Below are 15988 nucleotides of genomic sequence, written 5' to 3' on the forward strand. Positions count from 1 at the left end.
CGGGAGGGCCGTTACCCTAGGTGATCGTGAACGAGGGGCGGGTGGTGCGACGGCGGCTCGGGTTCGGCGGGACGCTGCTGGCCGTGCTGTTCGCCTGCGTCTCCCTGACGCCGTCGCTGCTGCCCCGCTCGTGGCTCTACCAGGGGGTCATGGGCGCCGTCACCGCCATCATCGGCTACGGCGCCGGCGCGGCGCTGGGCGCGCTGGGCCGGTCGGTGATCGGCTACCGGCCGTCCGAGCGGGCGCGGTCGATCGCCTGGCGAGTCCTGATCGCCGGCTGCGCCGCGGTGGGGGCGACCACGCTCTGGTACAGCTACGACTGGCAGCGCGACCTGCGGGCGCTCATGGGCATGGACACGCACATCACCTGGTTCCCGCCGGTGATCCTCGCCGTGGCCCTCAGCCTGTTCACCGTGATCCTTGCCCTGTCCAGGCTGGTACGCCTCGGCGGCCGCAAGCTGATCGGCTGGCTCGACCGGTTCCTGCCGTCGTACGCGGGGCACGCCATCGGGGTGGCCGTCATCGGGCTCCTGGTGGCGGTGCTGGCGAACGACGTGCTGTTCAACGGGTTCGTGGCCAGGGTGAGCGACGTCTCTTCTGTGGCCAACAAGGGCACCAACCCGGGCGTGCGCCCGCCCGTCTCCCGCCAGTTGTCGGGCGGCCCCGCGTCGCTCGTGAGCTGGGAGTCGCTGGGCAGGGAGGGCCGCAGCTTCGCCGGCAGCGCGGTCACCCCGGCCCTGCTGACCGCCTTCTCCGGCCGTCCCGCCGCCGAGCCCATCCGGGTGTACGTCGGCCTCGACGCGGCGGCCACACCGCAGGCGCAGGCGGAGCTGGCCGTACGCGAGCTGGAGCGGACCGGCGCTTTCGAGCGGCAGATCATCGCCGTGCTCGGCACCACCGGCACCGGCTGGGTGGACGAGCACATCGCCGACTCGCTCGAATACATGTACAACGGCCGCTCCGCCATGGTCGCGGTGCAGTACTCCTACCTGCCGAGCTGGGTGTCGTTCCTGGTCGACAGGGGCAAGGCGGCGGCCGCGGGCAAGGCGCTGTTCGAGGCGGTGCACGCCCGGCTGGCCGAGGTGCCGCCCGGCGACCGTCCCCGGCTGGTGTTGTCGGGCGAGAGCCTCGGCACGTACGAGCTGGAGCGGGCGTTCAGCGACCTCGACGACATGGTGGCCAGGACGGACGGCGCGCTGTTCGTCGGCCCGCCGAACGCCGACCCGATCTGGCGGCGGCTCACCCAGGACCGCGAGCCCGGCAGCCCCGTGTGGCGGCCGGTCCACGAAGGCGGCAGGACGGCCAGGTTCGCCCAGCACCCCTCCGACCTGAGCCGCCCGCCCGGCCCGTGGCCGCATCCGCGCGTGGTCTACCTGCAGAACGCCTCCGACCCGGTGGTGTGGTGGACGCCGGAGCTGATCTACCGCAGGCCGGCCTGGCTGGAGGAGCCGCGCGCCCCCGGCATGAACCCGCAGATGAACTGGTTCCCGCTGGTGACCTTCTGGCAGGTGCTGGTCGACATGACGGCCGCGCTGTCGGTGCCTCCCGGGCACGGGCACCGCTATAACTCCGACATCGTGGACGGGTGGGCGGCGGTGGCCGCGCCGCCCGGCTGGAGCGCCGGCGACACCGGCAGGCTGCGCGAGCTGATCAGCTCGCGCTGACCCGGCCCTCGTCGTCGCTCTGCTGCGCGGGGCGCCGTACCGATCCGGGCGCGGACGGCTCGGGCCTGCCCTTGAGCCGGTCGGAGGAGTGCAGCTGCCAGGGCACGCTGGTCACCATGACTCCGGGTTTGAACAGCAGCCGCGCCTTCAGCCGGAGCGCGCTCTGGTTGTGCAGCAGGTGCTCCCACCAGTGGCCGACCACGTACTCGGGGATGAACACGGTCACCACGTCGCGCGGTGAGCGCCTGCGCAGCGTCTTGACGTAGTCGAGGACGGGCTGGGTGATCTCGCGGTAGGGCGAGTCGAGCATCTTGAGCGGCACGGGGATGCCGAGGCGCTCCCACTCCTCCCGCAGCCTGCGCGCGTCGTCTCCCTCGACGCCCACGGTGACGGCCTCCAGCGTGGACGGCCGGGTGACGCGGGCGTAGGCGAGGGCGCGCATGGTCGGCTTATGGATCTTCGAGACGAGGACGATCGCGTGGTTGCGCGCGGGCAGCAGGGTCGGCTCGTCGTCCTCCGCGATCTCCAGTTCGGCCGCCACGTTGTCGTAGTGGCGCCTGATGCCCTTCATCATGAGGAATAGGACCGGCATCACGATCACCACGATCCACGCCCCGACCAGGAACTTCGTCAGCAGCACGACGATGAGCACCAGCCCCGTCATGATCGCGCCGAAGGCGTTGATCGTCCGGGAGCGGTGCATCTGGTGCCGGACCCTGGGCTCGGTCTCGGTCCTGAGCCGGCGGGTCCAGTGGATGACCATGCCGGTCTGGCTCAGCGTGAACGACACGAAGACGCCGACGATGTAGAGGTTCAGCAGGCGGCTGACGTCGGCGTCGAACCCCCAGAGCAGCAGGCACGCGCCGAGCGCCAGGATGACGATGCCGTTGGAGAAGGCCAGCCGGTCGCCGCGGGTGTGCAGCTGGCGCGGCAGGAACCGGTCCTGCGCGAGGATCGCGCCGAGCACGGGGAAGCCGTTGAAGGCGGTGTTGGCGGCCAGGAAGAGGATGAGCGCCGTCGCCGCCGAGATGACGACGAAGGGCATCGACCCGCCCCCGAACACCGCGTCGGCCACCTGGGAGATGATCGGCTGCTGGTAGTAGCCGGGGCCGACGGGCGTGCCGTCCGGCCTGAGCAGGTCCTCGGCCACCACCGACGGCTCGGCCACCTTCACCCCGGACGCCAGGCCGAGGGCGATGATGCCGCTGAACATGCTGATCGCCACCAGCCCCATCATCAGCAGCGTGGTGGCGGCGTTCTTGCCCTTGGGCTTCCTGAACGCGGGCACGCCGTTGCTGATGGCCTCGACGCCGGTCAGGGCGGCACAGCCGGTCGAGAAGGCGCGCAGGATCAGGAACGCCGCGGCGAAGGCCGTGAGGTCGGTCTGCTCGGGCTTGATGGTGAAGTCGGCGCTGGGCGCCTGGATCTGCTCGCCCAGGACCAGCGACCGGAACCCGCCCCAGGCGATCAGCCCAAGGACGGCGGCCATGAACGCGTACGTCGGGACGGCGAACGCGGCACCCGACTCGCGGATGCCGCGCAGGTTCACCACGGTCAGCAGGACGACGATGCCGACGGCGACGGCGGTCTTGTGCTGGCCCACGAATGGGATCGTGGCGCCGACGTAGTCGACGCCGTTGGCGACGGACACCGCGACGGTCAGCACGTAGTCGACCATCAGAGCGCTGGCCACGGTGAGCCCGGCGTTGCTGCCGAGGTTGGTGGTCGCGATCTCGTAGTCGCCGCCGCCGCTGGGGTAGGCGTGCACGTTCTGCCGGTACGACGCCACGACCGTGAGCATCACGACCACGACGGCGAGCGCCACCCACGGGCTGTAGGCGTAGAAGGAGGCGCCGGCGAGGGAGAGGATGACGAGGATCTCCTGCGGCGCGTACGCCACGGACGAGAGGGCGTCACTCGCGAAGACAGGCAGGGCGATGCGTTTTCGCAAGAGCTGCTCGTGAAGTTGCCCGCTACGCAAGGCACGTCCCACGAGCACGCGTTTGACGAGATCCGTCACCTTCGACACGTAACGAGATGCTAGTCCTCTGCCAGGGGGATCGAACACGGCAGCCCCCATCGGGCCATACTGGTGTCGAGCAACCTGCCGACCGCGGACATGCGGGGGGAAATGCATATTGTGATCATGGGATGTGGCCGGGTGGGTTCGACCCTCGCGCACATCCTCGAGGACGGCGGTCATTCCGTCGCCATCATCGACCGCGACCCGCAGGCGTTCCGGCGGCTGCGGGCCGGGTTCCGGGGGCGGCGGGTGACGGGTGTGGGCTTCGATCGCGACGTGCTCACCGAGGCGGGCGTCGAGTCCGCGACCGCGTTCGTGGCGGTCTCCAGCGGCGACAACTCCAACATCATCTCCGCCCGCGTGGCGCGTGAGACGTTCGGCGTCGACAACGTGGTGGCCCGCATCTACGACCCCCGCAGGGCCGAGGTCTACCAGCGGCTGGGCATCCCGACGGTGGCGACCGTACGCTGGACCGCCGACCAGATCATGCGCCGCATCCTCCCCGAGGGCGCCGAGCCGCTCTGGCGCGACCCCACCGGCACCGTGGTCCTGGCCGAGGTGTCCGTGAACCCGGCCTGGATCGGCACGCGCGTCGTCGAGCTGGAGCAGCGGGCGCGGACGCGCGCCGCCTTCATCAACCGCATGGGTGAGGCCGTGACCATCGGGCCCGACACGGTGGCGCAGGAGGGCGACGTGCTGCACGTCATCGCCGCCGAGGGCGACATGGACCGGATCAACAAGGTGCTCGCCGCGGCACCGGAGGAGGACGACTGATGCGCGTCGCCATCGCCGGAGCGGGCGCCGTGGGCCGCTCCATCGCGGCCGAGCTCCTGGAGAACGGCCACGACGTGCTGCTCATCGACGTCGACCCCGCCGCCATCAAGATCGACAGTGTGCCGCGCGCGGAGTGGCTGCTCGCCGACGCCTGCGAGATCGCCTCCCTCGACGAGGCCGGGCTCAACAACTGCCACGTCGTGGTGGCCTCCACCGGCGACGACAAGGTCAACCTGGTGGTGTCGCTGCTGGCCAAGACCGAATACGGTGTGCCGCGCGTGGTCGCCCGCATCAACCACCCCAACAACGAGTGGCTGTTCAACGAGTCGTGGGGCGTCGACGTGGCCGTCTCGACCCCGCGCCTGCTGAGCGCGCTGGTGGAGGAGGCGGTGAGCGTCGGTGACCTGGTGCGCCTGATGACGTTCCGTCAGGGGCAGGCCAACCTCGTCGAGCTCACCCTCGCCGACGACGCCCCTGTGGTGGGCCAGCGGGCCGGCTCGGTGCCGTGGCCCGTCGACGCCGCGCTGGTGGCGATCCTGCGCGAGGGGCGGGTGCTCGTCCCCACGGCGGACGATCCGCTGGAGGCGGGCGACGAGCTGCTCTTCGTGGCCAACCAGGAGGTGGAGCAGGAGCTGGCCCACCTGCTGTCGCAACACTGAAGCCGGCCCGCGCCGGCGCGCTCAGGACTCCCAGACGAACTCGTTGACCCGGTTGGGGTCGTCCTTGTCGGCGCAGAACCTGTGGGTGCTGGGTGACTGGTCGGGAATGTAGACGTCGATCGCGCCGCTGATGTCCTTCCCGCAGACCAGGTTCCCGGGGTCGTCGTCGGCGATGGCGGGCACGGCCGCGAGCAGCAGGGCCGCGGCGGTCATGGCGAACGCGGCGGCAACACATCTGAACATGATGATCTCCGTACGAATGAGACGGCAGTTCGCCAGATTTCTTACCCTCTGTAGCGGATCGCGCACTTAACGGTTCCTTCCAGGCGTCTTTACGACTTTTCTGGATGTCCGGCGATCGGCGGGTAGGAGATGCCCATGCGCCACAACGTGCTGGCTTGTGACTATGACGAGACCCTGGCCCGCGGCGGCCACGTGTCCGAGACGACGATCGAGGCGCTGGAGCGGCTCTCCCGCACCGGCGTCAAACTCGTGCTGGTCACCGGACGCGAGCTCGACGATTTGCTCTCCGTGTTCCCGCACCCCGGCCTGTTCGATCTCATCGTCGCCGAGAACGGCGGCCTGCTGTACGACCCGGGGCAGCGCACCTGCGACGCCCTGGCCACGCCTCCGCCCCCCGCGCTGGCCGACCGGCTGCGCCGCGAAGGGGTCAGCCCGCTGGGCGTGGGTCAGGTGGTGGTCGCCACGCGCGAGCCGCACGACGTACGCGTGCTGGCGACCATCCGCGAGCTCGGGCTGGAGCTGCAGGTGATCTACAACAAGGGCGCCGTCATGGTGCTGCCGCCCGGCGTGAACAAGGCGAGCGGCCTGGCCGCCGCCCTCGACCGGCTGTCGTTGTCGCTGCACAGCACGGTCGCGGTCGGCGACGGGGAGAACGACCACGCGTTCCTGACCGCCGCCGAGTGCGGCGCCGCCGTCGCCAACGCGCTGCCCGCGCTCAGGGACTCGTGCGACCTGCGCCTGGCGGGCGAGGCGGACGACGGGGTGGCCGAACTGGCCGCGATGATGCTCTCGGGCGACCTGGACGCGGTGGAGGTGCCGCGCCGCCACGTCCTGCTCGGCCATCGCGACGGCGAGGAGGTGCGCCTGCGTCCGTACGGCTCCGGGCTGCTGGTGGCCGGCCCCTCGGGCAGCGGCAAGTCCACGGTGACGACGGCGCTGCTGGAGCGGCTCGTGGGCGAGGGCTACCAGTGCGTGATCGTGGACCCGGAGGGCGACTACGCCGACTACCCCGGCGTCACCGTGCTCGGCGACCCCGACCGGGTGCCCGGCGTCGAGGAGGTCGCGCACGTACTGGAACAGCCGCGGCAGAGCGTCGTGGTCAACCTGATCGGCCTGCAGTTGCGCGACCGTCCCGCGTACTTCGCCGAGTTGCTGCCCCGGCTGACCGGCGTACGCGCCAAGCTCGGCCACCCGCACTGGGTGGTGATCGACGAGGCGCACCACCTGCTGCCCGCCGAGGCGCGGCGCGTGCCGCTGGGCGAGGCCGCCGACCTCGGGTCGCTCCTGATGATCACCGTGCACCCCGAGGCGGTCAGCGCCGAGGCGCTGCGCCTGGTGACGGCCACGATCGCGGTGGGCAAGGAGCCAGAACGCACGCTCGCCGCGTTCGCCGAGGCCCTCGGAGAGGAGACCCCCTCGCTCGAGCCGGCCGACGGGGGCGACCTCGCGTTGTGGGAGCGGGGGGCCGGGACGGCCCGGCACCTGACCCTCACGCCCGCCACGGTCGACCGCACCCGCCACCGCCGCAAGTACGCGGCGGGCACCATGGCCAAGGACAAAAGCTTCTACTTCACCGGTCCGGGCGAGCGGCTGCGGCTGCGGGCGCGCAACCTGCACACCTTCGTCGAGCTGGCCGAGGGTGTGGACGACGACACCTGGCTGCATCACCTGCGCAGGGGCGACTACTCACAGTGGATCCGCGACTGCCTCGGGGACGCCGGCCTGGCCGACGAGGTGGCCGAGCTGGAACGGGCGGAGACGCCGGAGCCCGCGGAGAGCAGGCAGCGGGTGGCCGACCTCATCGGCGAGCGCTACACGCTGCCCGCCGAGCCCACCGCCTTCGACCCGGACCACGACGACCGCTGACCGGCCACGCCACTGATGCTCCAGCGGTAGTCCAGCGAATTGCTTTGACAATCAAACCTTCCATTGATTAGAGTTTTTGATTGTCAATGCAATCCGGCGTTGCAGCGCAGGCTTTCCAGCGGCACCCGCACCGACCCTCCATCCGGGGAACACTGCTGTGCCTGTTGCTGACTCTCCGCACGACCCTGAGTCAAACAAGGAGACAACCATGATCCTCGTCACTGGAGCCACCGGCAGTGTCGGCCGCCACGTCGTCGACGGGCTTCTCGAGGAAGGCCAGTTCGTCCGCGCGATCAGCAGGAACCCCGACAGCGCCAAGCTCCCCCCATCGGTCGAAGTCGTCGCGGGCGACCTCGAGACCCCCGAGGCGCTCCCGCTCGACGGTGTCAGGGCGGTCTACCTGGTCGCCATGGGCGACCGCCCGCACAGGACGGCGCAGGTGCTGGCGGACGCCGGCGTCACCACGGTCGTCCTGCTCTCGACCAGCGAAGTGCTGGACGACACCGACGAGCAGCCCGGCGCCATCGCGGCCCGGCACGCCGCGTTCGAGGACGCGCTGGAGCGGTCCGGGATGTTCTGGACGTTCCTGCGGCCGAACGAGTTCGCGGGCAACGCCCTGCAGTGGGCCGCCCAGATCCAGGAAGGCGACGTGGTCCACGCGCCGTACGGTGACGCCTGGTCGGCGCCGATCCACGAGCGCGACGTCGCCGCCGTGGCGGTGCGCGCCCTGGTCGACGACCACCTCCGCGGCGCCAGGCTGGTGCTCACCGGCCCCGAGGCGATGACCCATCGCGACCAGGTCGGCCACATCTCGGCGGTGCTCGGGCGGCCGCTGGCGTTCGAGGAGATCCCCGCCGCCGCCGTACGCGAGAAGATGGTGGCCTACGCGCCGCCGGAGATCGTGGACGCCCTGCTCGGCCGGCTCGCCGAGACCGTGGGCAAGCCGCCGACGGTGACCACCACCGTCCAGAACGTCACCGGCCGGCGGCCGCTCACCTTCCGCGAATGGGTTGCTGAGCATGAGCCCGAGTTCCGCTAAGCTCTGTCCATGCGCCAGCACCTCATCGACGAGCTCATGCTGGCTCTGACGGACCTGCAGAACGCCTCCGAGATGGCCGACGCGGCCGTCTCGGAGCGGCTCGGCCTCAACCGCACCGACTCCCGGTGCGTGGCCTATCTGATCACGCGAGGCCCGATGGCCTCCGGCGAGCTGGCGGAGCTGGCGGGCCTCACCCCCGGCGCCCTGACGGTCGCCGTCGACCGGCTGGAGAAGGCCGGTTTCGCCGAGCGTGTCCGCGACCAGGCCGACCGGCGGCGGGTGCTCATCCGTCCCACGGAGAAGGCCCGCGCGCTGGCCCGCGACTCATGGGGGCAGGCGGTCAAGGAGGCCGAGGCCCAGTTCTCCGCCTACACCGACGAGCAACTCGTCCTGCTCACCGAGTTCCTCAAGGGCCAGGTGGCGCAGCAACGGCGCAACGCCGAGCGCGTGCGCGACTCCTCCACCTGGTCGTGACGGTCCTCAGCCCCGCACCTCGATCGTGCCCGTGGGGCAGCGCCGGGCGGCCCCCCGCACCCGCTCGTGCAGCGCGGCCGGCGGCTCGGGAAGGAGCACCATGACGACGCACTCCTCCTCGTCCAACCCGAACACCTCGGGCACGGTCAGCGCGCACAGCCCGCTGCTGCAGCATCTCTCCGGATCAACGGTGACGTGCATGTCGCTCACCAGGTGATCGGAATCTCGACCAGGCTCTCGATGAGGGTCCCCTCCGTACGCCGCAGTTCCTCAGGCGGGATCGCAAGGCGCAGGGTCGCAAACCTGCGCAGCAGTGTTCCCAGCGCGATCTCCAGCTCCACCCGGGCCAGCGCGGCGCCTACGCAGAAGTGCGGTCCGACGCTGAAGGTGAGATGGGGGTTGTCCGCGCGGGTGATGTCGAGGTCGTCGGGCCGGTGGAACACCTGCTCGTCCCAGTTCGCCGACTCCACCGCCGGGATGACGCCGGACCCCTTGGGGATCGTCACGCCGCCGACCTCGATGTCCTCGGTCACGTAGCGCAGCATGGACAACGAGCCGCTCATGAGCTTCCAGCGCAGCAGCTCCTCCACCGCGCCCGGCAGCAGCGACTCGTCGGCGCGCAGCGCCTGCACCTGGCCGGGCTCCGCGAGCAGCTTGGCCACGGTCAGTCCGAGCTGGCTGGCGGTGGTCTCGTACCCGACGAGCAGGAGCAACCGGCACCACCAGTGCAGCTCGTACTCGCTCAGCCGGGTGTCGTCCTCGTCGTGAACCTGGATCAACGCGCTGACGAGGTCGTCGGCCGGCCGTTCGCGCTTCTCCTCGATCAGCGCGCTCATGTACGCGTTCAGCTCGCCCAGCGCGCCGTGGATCTCCTCCCTGGTGTACTTGCCGGTGGACAGGAAGTGGTCCGTCCACCGGCGGAAGCGGCCCTGCTCCTCCGGCGGGACGCCCAGCAGGTCGCAGATGACGCGGATGCTCAGCGGGAACGCCAGTTCCTCCGACACGTTCACGGGCGGGGACTTGGCCGCCATCGCCTCGATCAGCTCGTCCGTGATCTCCTGGACCCGCGGCCGTAACCGCTCCACCCGCGTCGCCGTGAACGCCTTCATCACCAGCCGCCGCACGCGGGTGTGTTCCGGCGGATCGGGATCCATCTTCGAGTCCTGGAACATCATGTTGTTCTTGGACACCCTCGGGGCGTCCGGCCGGTTGAGGTTACGGCTGACCCTCGGGTCCGTCAGCACGCTCTTCACGTCGTCGTACCGCGTGACCAGGTAAGCCTCGTCCCCGCTGGGGAGGATCACCCGCTGTACGGGCGCCTCCCGGATCGTGCCCAGCTCCTTGGGGACGGCGAGCGGTCCCGGGCGGCTGAACGGGTACGGGATGGGATTGGCGCTCACGGCTGCCTGCCTCTCTTGAATCGTTCACCACGCGACGGGGACCTCGCGCAGGCCCAGGTCCAGCGGGCTGTCATGGTGGCGCAGCGCGCTCGGCGGCACGGCAAGGCGCAGGGTCGGCACGTTGCGGATCAGGGCTTCCAGCGCCACCTGCAGCTCCAGCCGGGCCAGCGCCGCCCCCATGCAGAAGTGGGGCCCGGCGCTGAAGACGAGGTGCTGGTTGTTCTTCCTGGTGATGTCCAGCCGCATCGGGTCCGGGAAGACCGACTCGTCGAAGTTGGCGGACTCCAGGATCGGGATCAGTCCGGAGCCCCGGGGGATGGTCACGCCGCCGACCTCGATGTCGTCGGTCACGTAGCGGAGCATCGACAGCGAGTGGCCGGCGATCTGGCAGCGCAACAGCTCCTCGACCGCGTCGGGGATCAGCCCCGGGTCCTCACGCAAGCGTTCCAGCTGGCCCGGATGGGTGAGCAGCAGGACGGTGCCGCTGCCGAGCTGCGTCGCCGTGGTCTCGAACCCCGCCAGCAGCAGGATCACGCACCAGACGTGCAGCTCGTGGGCGCTCAGCCTGCCGTCGTCCTCGTCGTGCACCCCGATCAGAGCGCTGATCAGGTCGTCGCCGGGGTCGCGGCGCTTGCCGTCGATCAGTTCGCCCATGTACTGCCAGGCCTCGCCCAGCGAACCGCGGAAACGTGCCTGGTCCTCCGGCGGGACGCCGAGCAGGCCGCAGATGACCTGCAGGGTGAGCGGCACGGCGAACGCCTCGTGCAGGTCGACCGGCGGGCTCTGCTTGAGCAGGTCCGTGACCAGTTCCTCGGCGACCTGCCGCACGTGCGGGCGCAGGGCCTCCACACGGGTGGCGGTGAACGCCTTGGCCATCAGCCGCCGCATGCGGGTGTGCTCGGGCGGATCGCGATCGATCCGCGGGTTCTGAAACACCTTCGTCTTCTGCTCGGTCATACGCGGAGCCCCCGGACGGTCCCGGTTACGGCTCACGCGGGGGTCGGAGAGCACCCGGCGGATGTCCTCGTACCGCGTCACCAGGAACGCCTCGTCACCGCTCGGCAGAGTCACCCGGACGACCGGCTCCTCGCGCAGCGTGGCCAGCTCCACGGGCGGCTCGGCGGCGCGCGGCCAGGCGAACGGAAACCTCAGCGGCGAGGACTGCATGGATCGTCTCCCCATCAACGACGGATCACCGTGGTCCCCATCGTGGTGGGAGCCGCTTGAGGGTGGGCCGAGAAGCGCTGGAGGTGCCCGCCGCCGCCTCCAGCCATCCTCTAACAGGCCCTGAAATGGTGAGCGCGATCACGCAGTCGTCGAGGGAAGGATGGCCCATGCGTGTCTTGTTCGTCACCACGAACTGGGGTTCGCACTACTACCATCTCGTCCCGCTCGTCTGGGCGATGCGCGCCACCGGCCACGAGGTGTACGTGAGCTGCGAGCCGGCCTTCGCCGAGACGATCGTGCGTTCAGGGGCGACCGCCGTTCCGACCAGCCGGGACGTCGACCAGGACGAGCTGATGAAGCGGGTGCTGGCCGATCCGCCCGACTGGCCGGACATCGCCCCTGAGGGCGTGTCCCAGGCGGAGTGGGACGGCAGCTGGCGCGCCGTCTCCCGGCGGGCTTTCCCGATGTTCGCCGAGCTCGCCGCGGAACTCGCCGGTGACGTGCTGCGGCAGACCCGGGCGTTGCGGCCCGACCTGATCGTGTACGAGCCGACCAGCTTCGTCGCGCCCCTGGTCGGCGCAGCCATGGGGATTCCCGCGGTCCGCCATGTGCTGGGTGTGGACGTCATCTACATGGCGCGTAACATCGTGCCGCCCGTGCTGCGTCCGCTCGCGGACCGGCTCGGCGTCGGCGACGTGGACATCCTCGGCCTGGCCACGATCGACAACTGCCCGCCGGCCATGCAGTTGCCGTCGCAGGTGAACCGGATCAGAACGCGGTTCGTGCCGTACAACGGCTCGGGAGCGATGCCGGACTGGCTGCTCGAGCCGTCGCCCCGGCGCCGGGTGGGGATCAGCTGGGGCCTGTGCGCCTCGGACCGCGGTCGCGGATTCCTGGTTCCCGAGCTGGTCAAGGCGCTGTCCGAGTTCGACGTCGAGGTCGTCGTGACCCTGTCCGCCGCCGACCGCAAGAACCTGCCGGAGGGCGAACTGCCGGGCAACGCGCGGGTGGTGGAGTCGCTGCCGCTGCACCTGCTGATGCCGTCGTGCGACGCGATGCTGCACCAGAGCGGCATCAGCACGATGCTGACGGCGCTGAGCTACGGCGTGCCGCAGTTGGTGCTGCCGCAGATGCCCGACGAACTCATGGAGTCGCGACCGCTCATCGCCGCCGGGGCCGGCATCGCGGTGGCCCCGGAGGCCGGGCTCGACACGATCGCCGAACGCGCCGCCGAACTGGTCACCGTACCCTCCTACCGCGAGGCCGCAGGCAGGCTGCGCGAGGAGATCAGGCGGCAGCCCTCCCCCACCGAGACCGTCAAGGAGCTCGAAGCCTTCGTCCGGGGCTGAACGTCCCGAAGCCCGTCACGTCGATAGGAAGGTGCCAGCCCGTGATCGAATCAACCCAGCAGCCCGTCTCTCCCGCGGAGGCGGTCTTCCGACTGTCCAACGGCATGTCCGTCGCAGCCATCGTGCTGGCCGCGGCCCGCCTCCGGATCGCGGACGCGGTCGGCGACGGGCCCCGGTCCGTGAGCGACATCGCGGCAAGACTGGGCGCCGACGAGGACGCCCTGACCCGGATGTTGCGCGCACTGGCCGCGTTCGGCATCTTCCGTCAGGTGGACCCCACCACGTACGTTCACACCGAGATGTCGCTCGCCATGCGTACGGACCACCCGGAGCGGCTGCACGACAGGTTGATGACCGGCGGCGACTGGGGCTGGACGATGTGGGGCAGGCTCCCCGAGGCGATCCGGACCGGGGAGCGCGCCTTCGACAAGGAGTACGGCACCGACTTCTTCGCCTATCTCGATGCCGACCCGGACGCCCAGGACATGATCTACAACGGGGTGACCGCCTGGTCCGACCAGATGCTGCCGAGCATCGTGGACGCCCTCGACCTCACAGGGGTGCGCACGTTCGCCGACATGGGAGGCGGGAAGGGCGCCCTGCTCCGGCTGTTGCTCCAGCGCCACCCGCACGTCGAGGGGCTGCTGTACGAGGACGAGCGCACGTTGCGCGTGGTCATGGACGACCTCAGGACCGGTGAGCTGGCCAGTCGCTGCCGGCTGGCCTCCGGCGACTTCTTCGAGAAGGTGGAGCACGCGGCCGACCTGTATCTGTTCAAGCTGACCCTGCACATGTACGACGACGAGAAGGTCGCCAGGGCGCTGCGCAACTGCGCGGCGGCCGCGGCGCCGGGTGCACGGGTCGTCATCGCCGACCCGCTGCTGACCGATCCCCCGCAACATCCGTTCGCGCCGAGCATGGACCTGCACATGCTGCTGGTCATGGGCGGGCGTGAACGCACGGAGAGCGGCTACAGGGCCGTGTTCGAGCGGGCCGGGTTGCGCTTTCGCGGTGTGACGCCCACCGACAGCGTGCTGTTCCTCGCGGAGGGCGAAGTGGTGGGCTGAGTCCCCAGATCACAGGGCGGACGGCACACGCGGCCGCCCGCCCTCTCATGTTCCCGATGTCACCAGGGGATCTGCCGCCGGCTCCGGAGGAAGACGCCCGTGGGCCCGTCGTCGGGGAGGGTCGCCGCCCAGACGACGTCCGTGGCGGCGTCCTGCGGCGTCTGCTCCGCGTCCGGGTACATCCGGGTGCGCACCTTGCCGGGGTTGACGGCGTTCACCAGGACGCCGCGGTCGCGGGACTCCGCGGCGAGCAGCACCGTGACGGCGTTGAGCGCGGCCTTCGACACCGCGTAGGCGGGGGCGCCCGCGAACAGGCCGTTGCTGAACGCGCCCGCGCCGCTCGACACCATGACGATCCGGCCCCAGCCCCGCGCCAGCATGCCGGGCAGGAACGCCTGGCTCATCCGCCAGGCGCCCAGAGTGTTGACCTGGAGGTGCCGCTCCACCAGCGGGAGCGGCACCGAAGCCGGCGAGGTGCCGCCGTCGAGCAGCACGCCGGCGTTGTTGACCAGGATGTCCACCGCCTTGACCTGCTCGAAGCAGCGGCGCACGCTCGCGCCATCGGTGACGTCGAGCTCCACCGCCAGCGCGCCGCCGCCGCACGCGGCTGCGACGCGCTGGACGCCGCGCTCCTCCCGCCCGGCCACGATCACCCGGTGCCCGAGCCCGGCGAGCGCCTCGCAGACCGCCCTTCCGAGGCCGCGGCCGGCCCCCGTCACCAGTGCGGTCATGCGGGTCGCCGGCGTGCTCACGCCGATCCGGCCTTGTCGGCGACCGGTTGCTTCGCCTCGCCCTCCGCGGTGAAGCGCAGACGGCGTCCGAAGCCGGCCACCAGGAACCCGGCGCAGATGGCGAGCGCGCCGACGCCCAGGTAGTAGTACTGGTCGGGAACCACCTCGGCGATGTGGACGATCTGGCTGCTCAGCCCCGCGCCCAGGGCGCTGAAGAGCCAGACGAGACCGATCGTGCGCCCGATGAACGTCGAGGAGGTGACCTCGGCGGCGGCGGCGATACCCACCGGGCCGATGATGACCTCACCGCAGGCGATCAGGAAGAACACCGACAACAGCCAGAGGGGCGACACGGTGTTCCCGCCTTCGGCCGACGCGGCGGCGCCGCACATGATGACGAAGCCGGTGCCCGCCAGGATCAGGGCCGCTCCGAACTTCATGGCCGAACTGATCTTGGCGTCGAAACGCACCCACAACCAGGCGAACACCGGCGCGGAGACCAGGATGAAGAACGGGATCGCGGACTGGAACCAGCTGCCCGGGAGAACGAAGCCCAGCAGCTCGCGCTCGGTGGAGTGCTTGGCGAAGAGGTTGAGCATCGATCCCGCCTGTCCCGCCAGCATCCAGAACAGCGAGAATGACAGCAGCAACCAGAAGAACGCGCGAAGACGCTGCCGGCCGCCGCCGTCCAGCTCCGGGTTGCGCGAGAGAAGCCGGAAGTAGAGGAACGGCACGGTCAGCGCGACCAGGCCGAAGAGGCCGATGAGGTGCATGGGGGCGAAGGTGCCGGCGACCACGTCCACCGTGATCAGGGCGGCGAGCACGACGACGGCCGTGACCGCCCGGCGCGACATCTTCGCGCGCTCCTCCTCGCCGGCCGGATGCGGCGCGTGCTGACCGACCTCGCCGAAGTGGCGCGAGCCCATCGCGAACTGCGCGACACCGAACGTCATCCCGACGCCCGCGGCGGCGAAACCCCAGTGCCAGCCGAGTGTCTCCCCGAGAAAGCCGACCACCAGGGGCGCGATCAGCGCGCTGATCTGGATGCTGACGTAGAGGATGGAGAAGGAGGCCTCGCGCTTGGCCCGCTGGCCGGTCCCGAAGAACCCGCTGATCAGCGCGAACATGTTGGGCTTGAGTAGGCCGGTGCCCAGCGCGATCAGCACCAGGCCCGCGTAGGAGCCGACGTCTCCCGGGACGGCCATGCTGTAGTGACCGAGCGCGATGAGCACGCCGCCCCACAACACCGCCCGCCAGGCGCCGAAGACCCGGTCGCCGAGCCATCCGCCGGGCAGGGAGAGCACGAAGACCAGGCCGATGTAGGCGCCGAACAACGCCGAGGCCTCGCCCATGGACAGTCCGAGCCCGCCCTCGTCCCTGCTGGAGGCGGCGTACAACGTGAGGATGGCCATCATCCCGTAGAAGCTGAAACGCTCCCAGATGTCGGTGAGGAAGATGGTGGTGAACCATCGCGGGTAGCCAAAAGCTGATCTTCTACTCATGTCGCGCTCCAGGCGGCACTCGAGGAGCAT

The 15988-nt window shown here is 70.4% G+C and carries 15 protein-coding genes; 8 read left to right on the top strand and 7 right to left on the bottom strand.

Translation table 11 applies throughout. From position 1 onward, the window contains the following. The first annotated feature begins 26 nt into the window (after nt 1–26). Nucleotides 27–1664, top strand: a complete 1638-nt coding sequence (locus tag E1295_RS12420; RefSeq protein ID WP_246079996.1) for an alpha/beta hydrolase — start codon at nt 27–29, stop codon at nt 1662–1664. Here the strand turns inward: E1295_RS12420 and E1295_RS12425 are convergent. Then, nucleotides 1651–3615, bottom strand: coding sequence for an APC family permease (locus E1295_RS12425; RefSeq protein WP_425465339.1), 1965 nt, complete (start codon nt 3613–3615; stop codon nt 1651–1653). The genes E1295_RS12420 and E1295_RS12425 overlap by 14 nt on opposite strands. Before the next feature lie 180 nt (nt 3616–3795). Here E1295_RS12425 and E1295_RS12430 point away from each other — a divergent pair, with 180 nt between their 5' ends. Next, nucleotides 3796–4461 (top strand): potassium channel family protein, encoded by a 666-nt coding sequence (locus E1295_RS12430; protein WP_132630410.1) that lies wholly within the window; start codon nt 3796–3798, stop codon nt 4459–4461. Further along, nucleotides 4461–5120, top strand: a complete 660-nt coding sequence (locus E1295_RS12435) for a potassium channel family protein (RefSeq protein ID WP_132332330.1) — start codon at nt 4461–4463, stop codon at nt 5118–5120. The genes E1295_RS12430 and E1295_RS12435 overlap by 1 nt, the downstream gene beginning before the upstream one ends. Before the next feature lie 21 nt (nt 5121–5141). Here E1295_RS12435 and E1295_RS12440 read toward each other — a convergent pair whose 3' ends face one another. After that, entirely contained in the window at nt 5142–5363 is a 222-nt protein-coding gene (locus E1295_RS12440; protein WP_132630411.1) for a hypothetical protein, read from the bottom strand. Nucleotides 5364–5498: 135 nt separating this feature from the next. On the opposite strand from E1295_RS12440, the gene E1295_RS12445 reads away from it, so the two are divergent. From E1295_RS12445 to E1295_RS12455, 3 genes are all read left to right on the top strand, one after another. Then, on the top strand, nt 5499–7229 hold the full coding sequence (locus E1295_RS12445) for an HAD hydrolase family protein (protein ID WP_132630412.1): 1731 nt from the start codon (nt 5499–5501) through the stop codon (nt 7227–7229). A 208-nt stretch (nt 7230–7437) separates the two neighbouring features. Further along, nucleotides 7438–8268, top strand: coding sequence for an SDR family oxidoreductase (locus tag E1295_RS12450; protein WP_132630413.1), 831 nt, complete (start codon nt 7438–7440; stop codon nt 8266–8268). Nucleotides 8269–8277: 9 nt separating this feature from the next. Beyond that, entirely contained in the window at nt 8278–8742 is a 465-nt protein-coding gene (locus E1295_RS12455) for a MarR family winged helix-turn-helix transcriptional regulator (protein WP_132630414.1), read from the top strand. Nucleotides 8743–8748: 6 nt separating this feature from the next. Here the strand turns inward: E1295_RS12455 and E1295_RS12460 are convergent, their stop codons facing one another. From E1295_RS12460 to E1295_RS12470, 3 genes are read right to left on the bottom strand one after another with little or no spacing between them, the layout of a single operon-like run. After that, on the bottom strand, nt 8749–8943 hold the full coding sequence (locus tag E1295_RS12460; RefSeq protein ID WP_132630469.1) for a ferredoxin: 195 nt from the start codon (nt 8941–8943) through the stop codon (nt 8749–8751). A gap of 5 nt (nt 8944–8948) precedes the next feature. After that, nucleotides 8949–10142: a cytochrome P450 gene (locus E1295_RS12465; protein WP_132630415.1), complete on the bottom strand. Its 1194-nt coding sequence runs from the start codon at nt 10140–10142 to the stop codon at nt 8949–8951. Between the two features lie 24 nt (nt 10143–10166). Beyond that, nucleotides 10167–11309 (bottom strand): cytochrome P450, encoded by a 1143-nt coding sequence (locus E1295_RS12470; protein WP_132630416.1) that lies wholly within the window; start codon nt 11307–11309, stop codon nt 10167–10169. Between the two features lie 167 nt (nt 11310–11476). Between E1295_RS12470 and E1295_RS12475 the strand changes: the two genes are divergently transcribed. Both E1295_RS12475 and E1295_RS12480 read left to right on the top strand, forming a co-directional pair. Beyond that, nucleotides 11477–12658: a nucleotide disphospho-sugar-binding domain-containing protein gene (locus tag E1295_RS12475; RefSeq protein WP_132630417.1), complete on the top strand. Its 1182-nt coding sequence runs from the start codon at nt 11477–11479 to the stop codon at nt 12656–12658. Nucleotides 12659–12699: 41 nt separating this feature from the next. Beyond that, a complete protein-coding gene (locus tag E1295_RS12480) occupies nt 12700–13725 on the top strand; it encodes a methyltransferase (RefSeq protein WP_132630418.1) in 1026 nt (341 codons plus the stop codon). Nucleotides 13726–13784: 59 nt separating this feature from the next. Here the strand turns inward: E1295_RS12480 and E1295_RS12485 are convergent, their stop codons facing one another. Continuing rightward, on the bottom strand, nt 13785–14477 hold the full coding sequence (locus tag E1295_RS12485) for an SDR family NAD(P)-dependent oxidoreductase (RefSeq protein WP_246079997.1): 693 nt from the start codon (nt 14475–14477) through the stop codon (nt 13785–13787). Next, nucleotides 14474–15988 carry a peptide MFS transporter gene (locus tag E1295_RS12490; protein WP_166427191.1) on the bottom strand — a complete coding sequence of 505 codons (1515 nt, stop codon included), beginning with the start codon at nt 15986–15988 and terminating at the stop codon, nt 14474–14476. Before E1295_RS12490 ends, E1295_RS12485 begins: the two co-directional genes overlap by 4 nt.

This window comes from Nonomuraea mesophila, assembly GCF_004352805.1.
GTDB classification, from domain to species: domain Bacteria; phylum Actinomycetota; class Actinomycetes; order Streptosporangiales; family Streptosporangiaceae; genus Nonomuraea; species Nonomuraea longispora.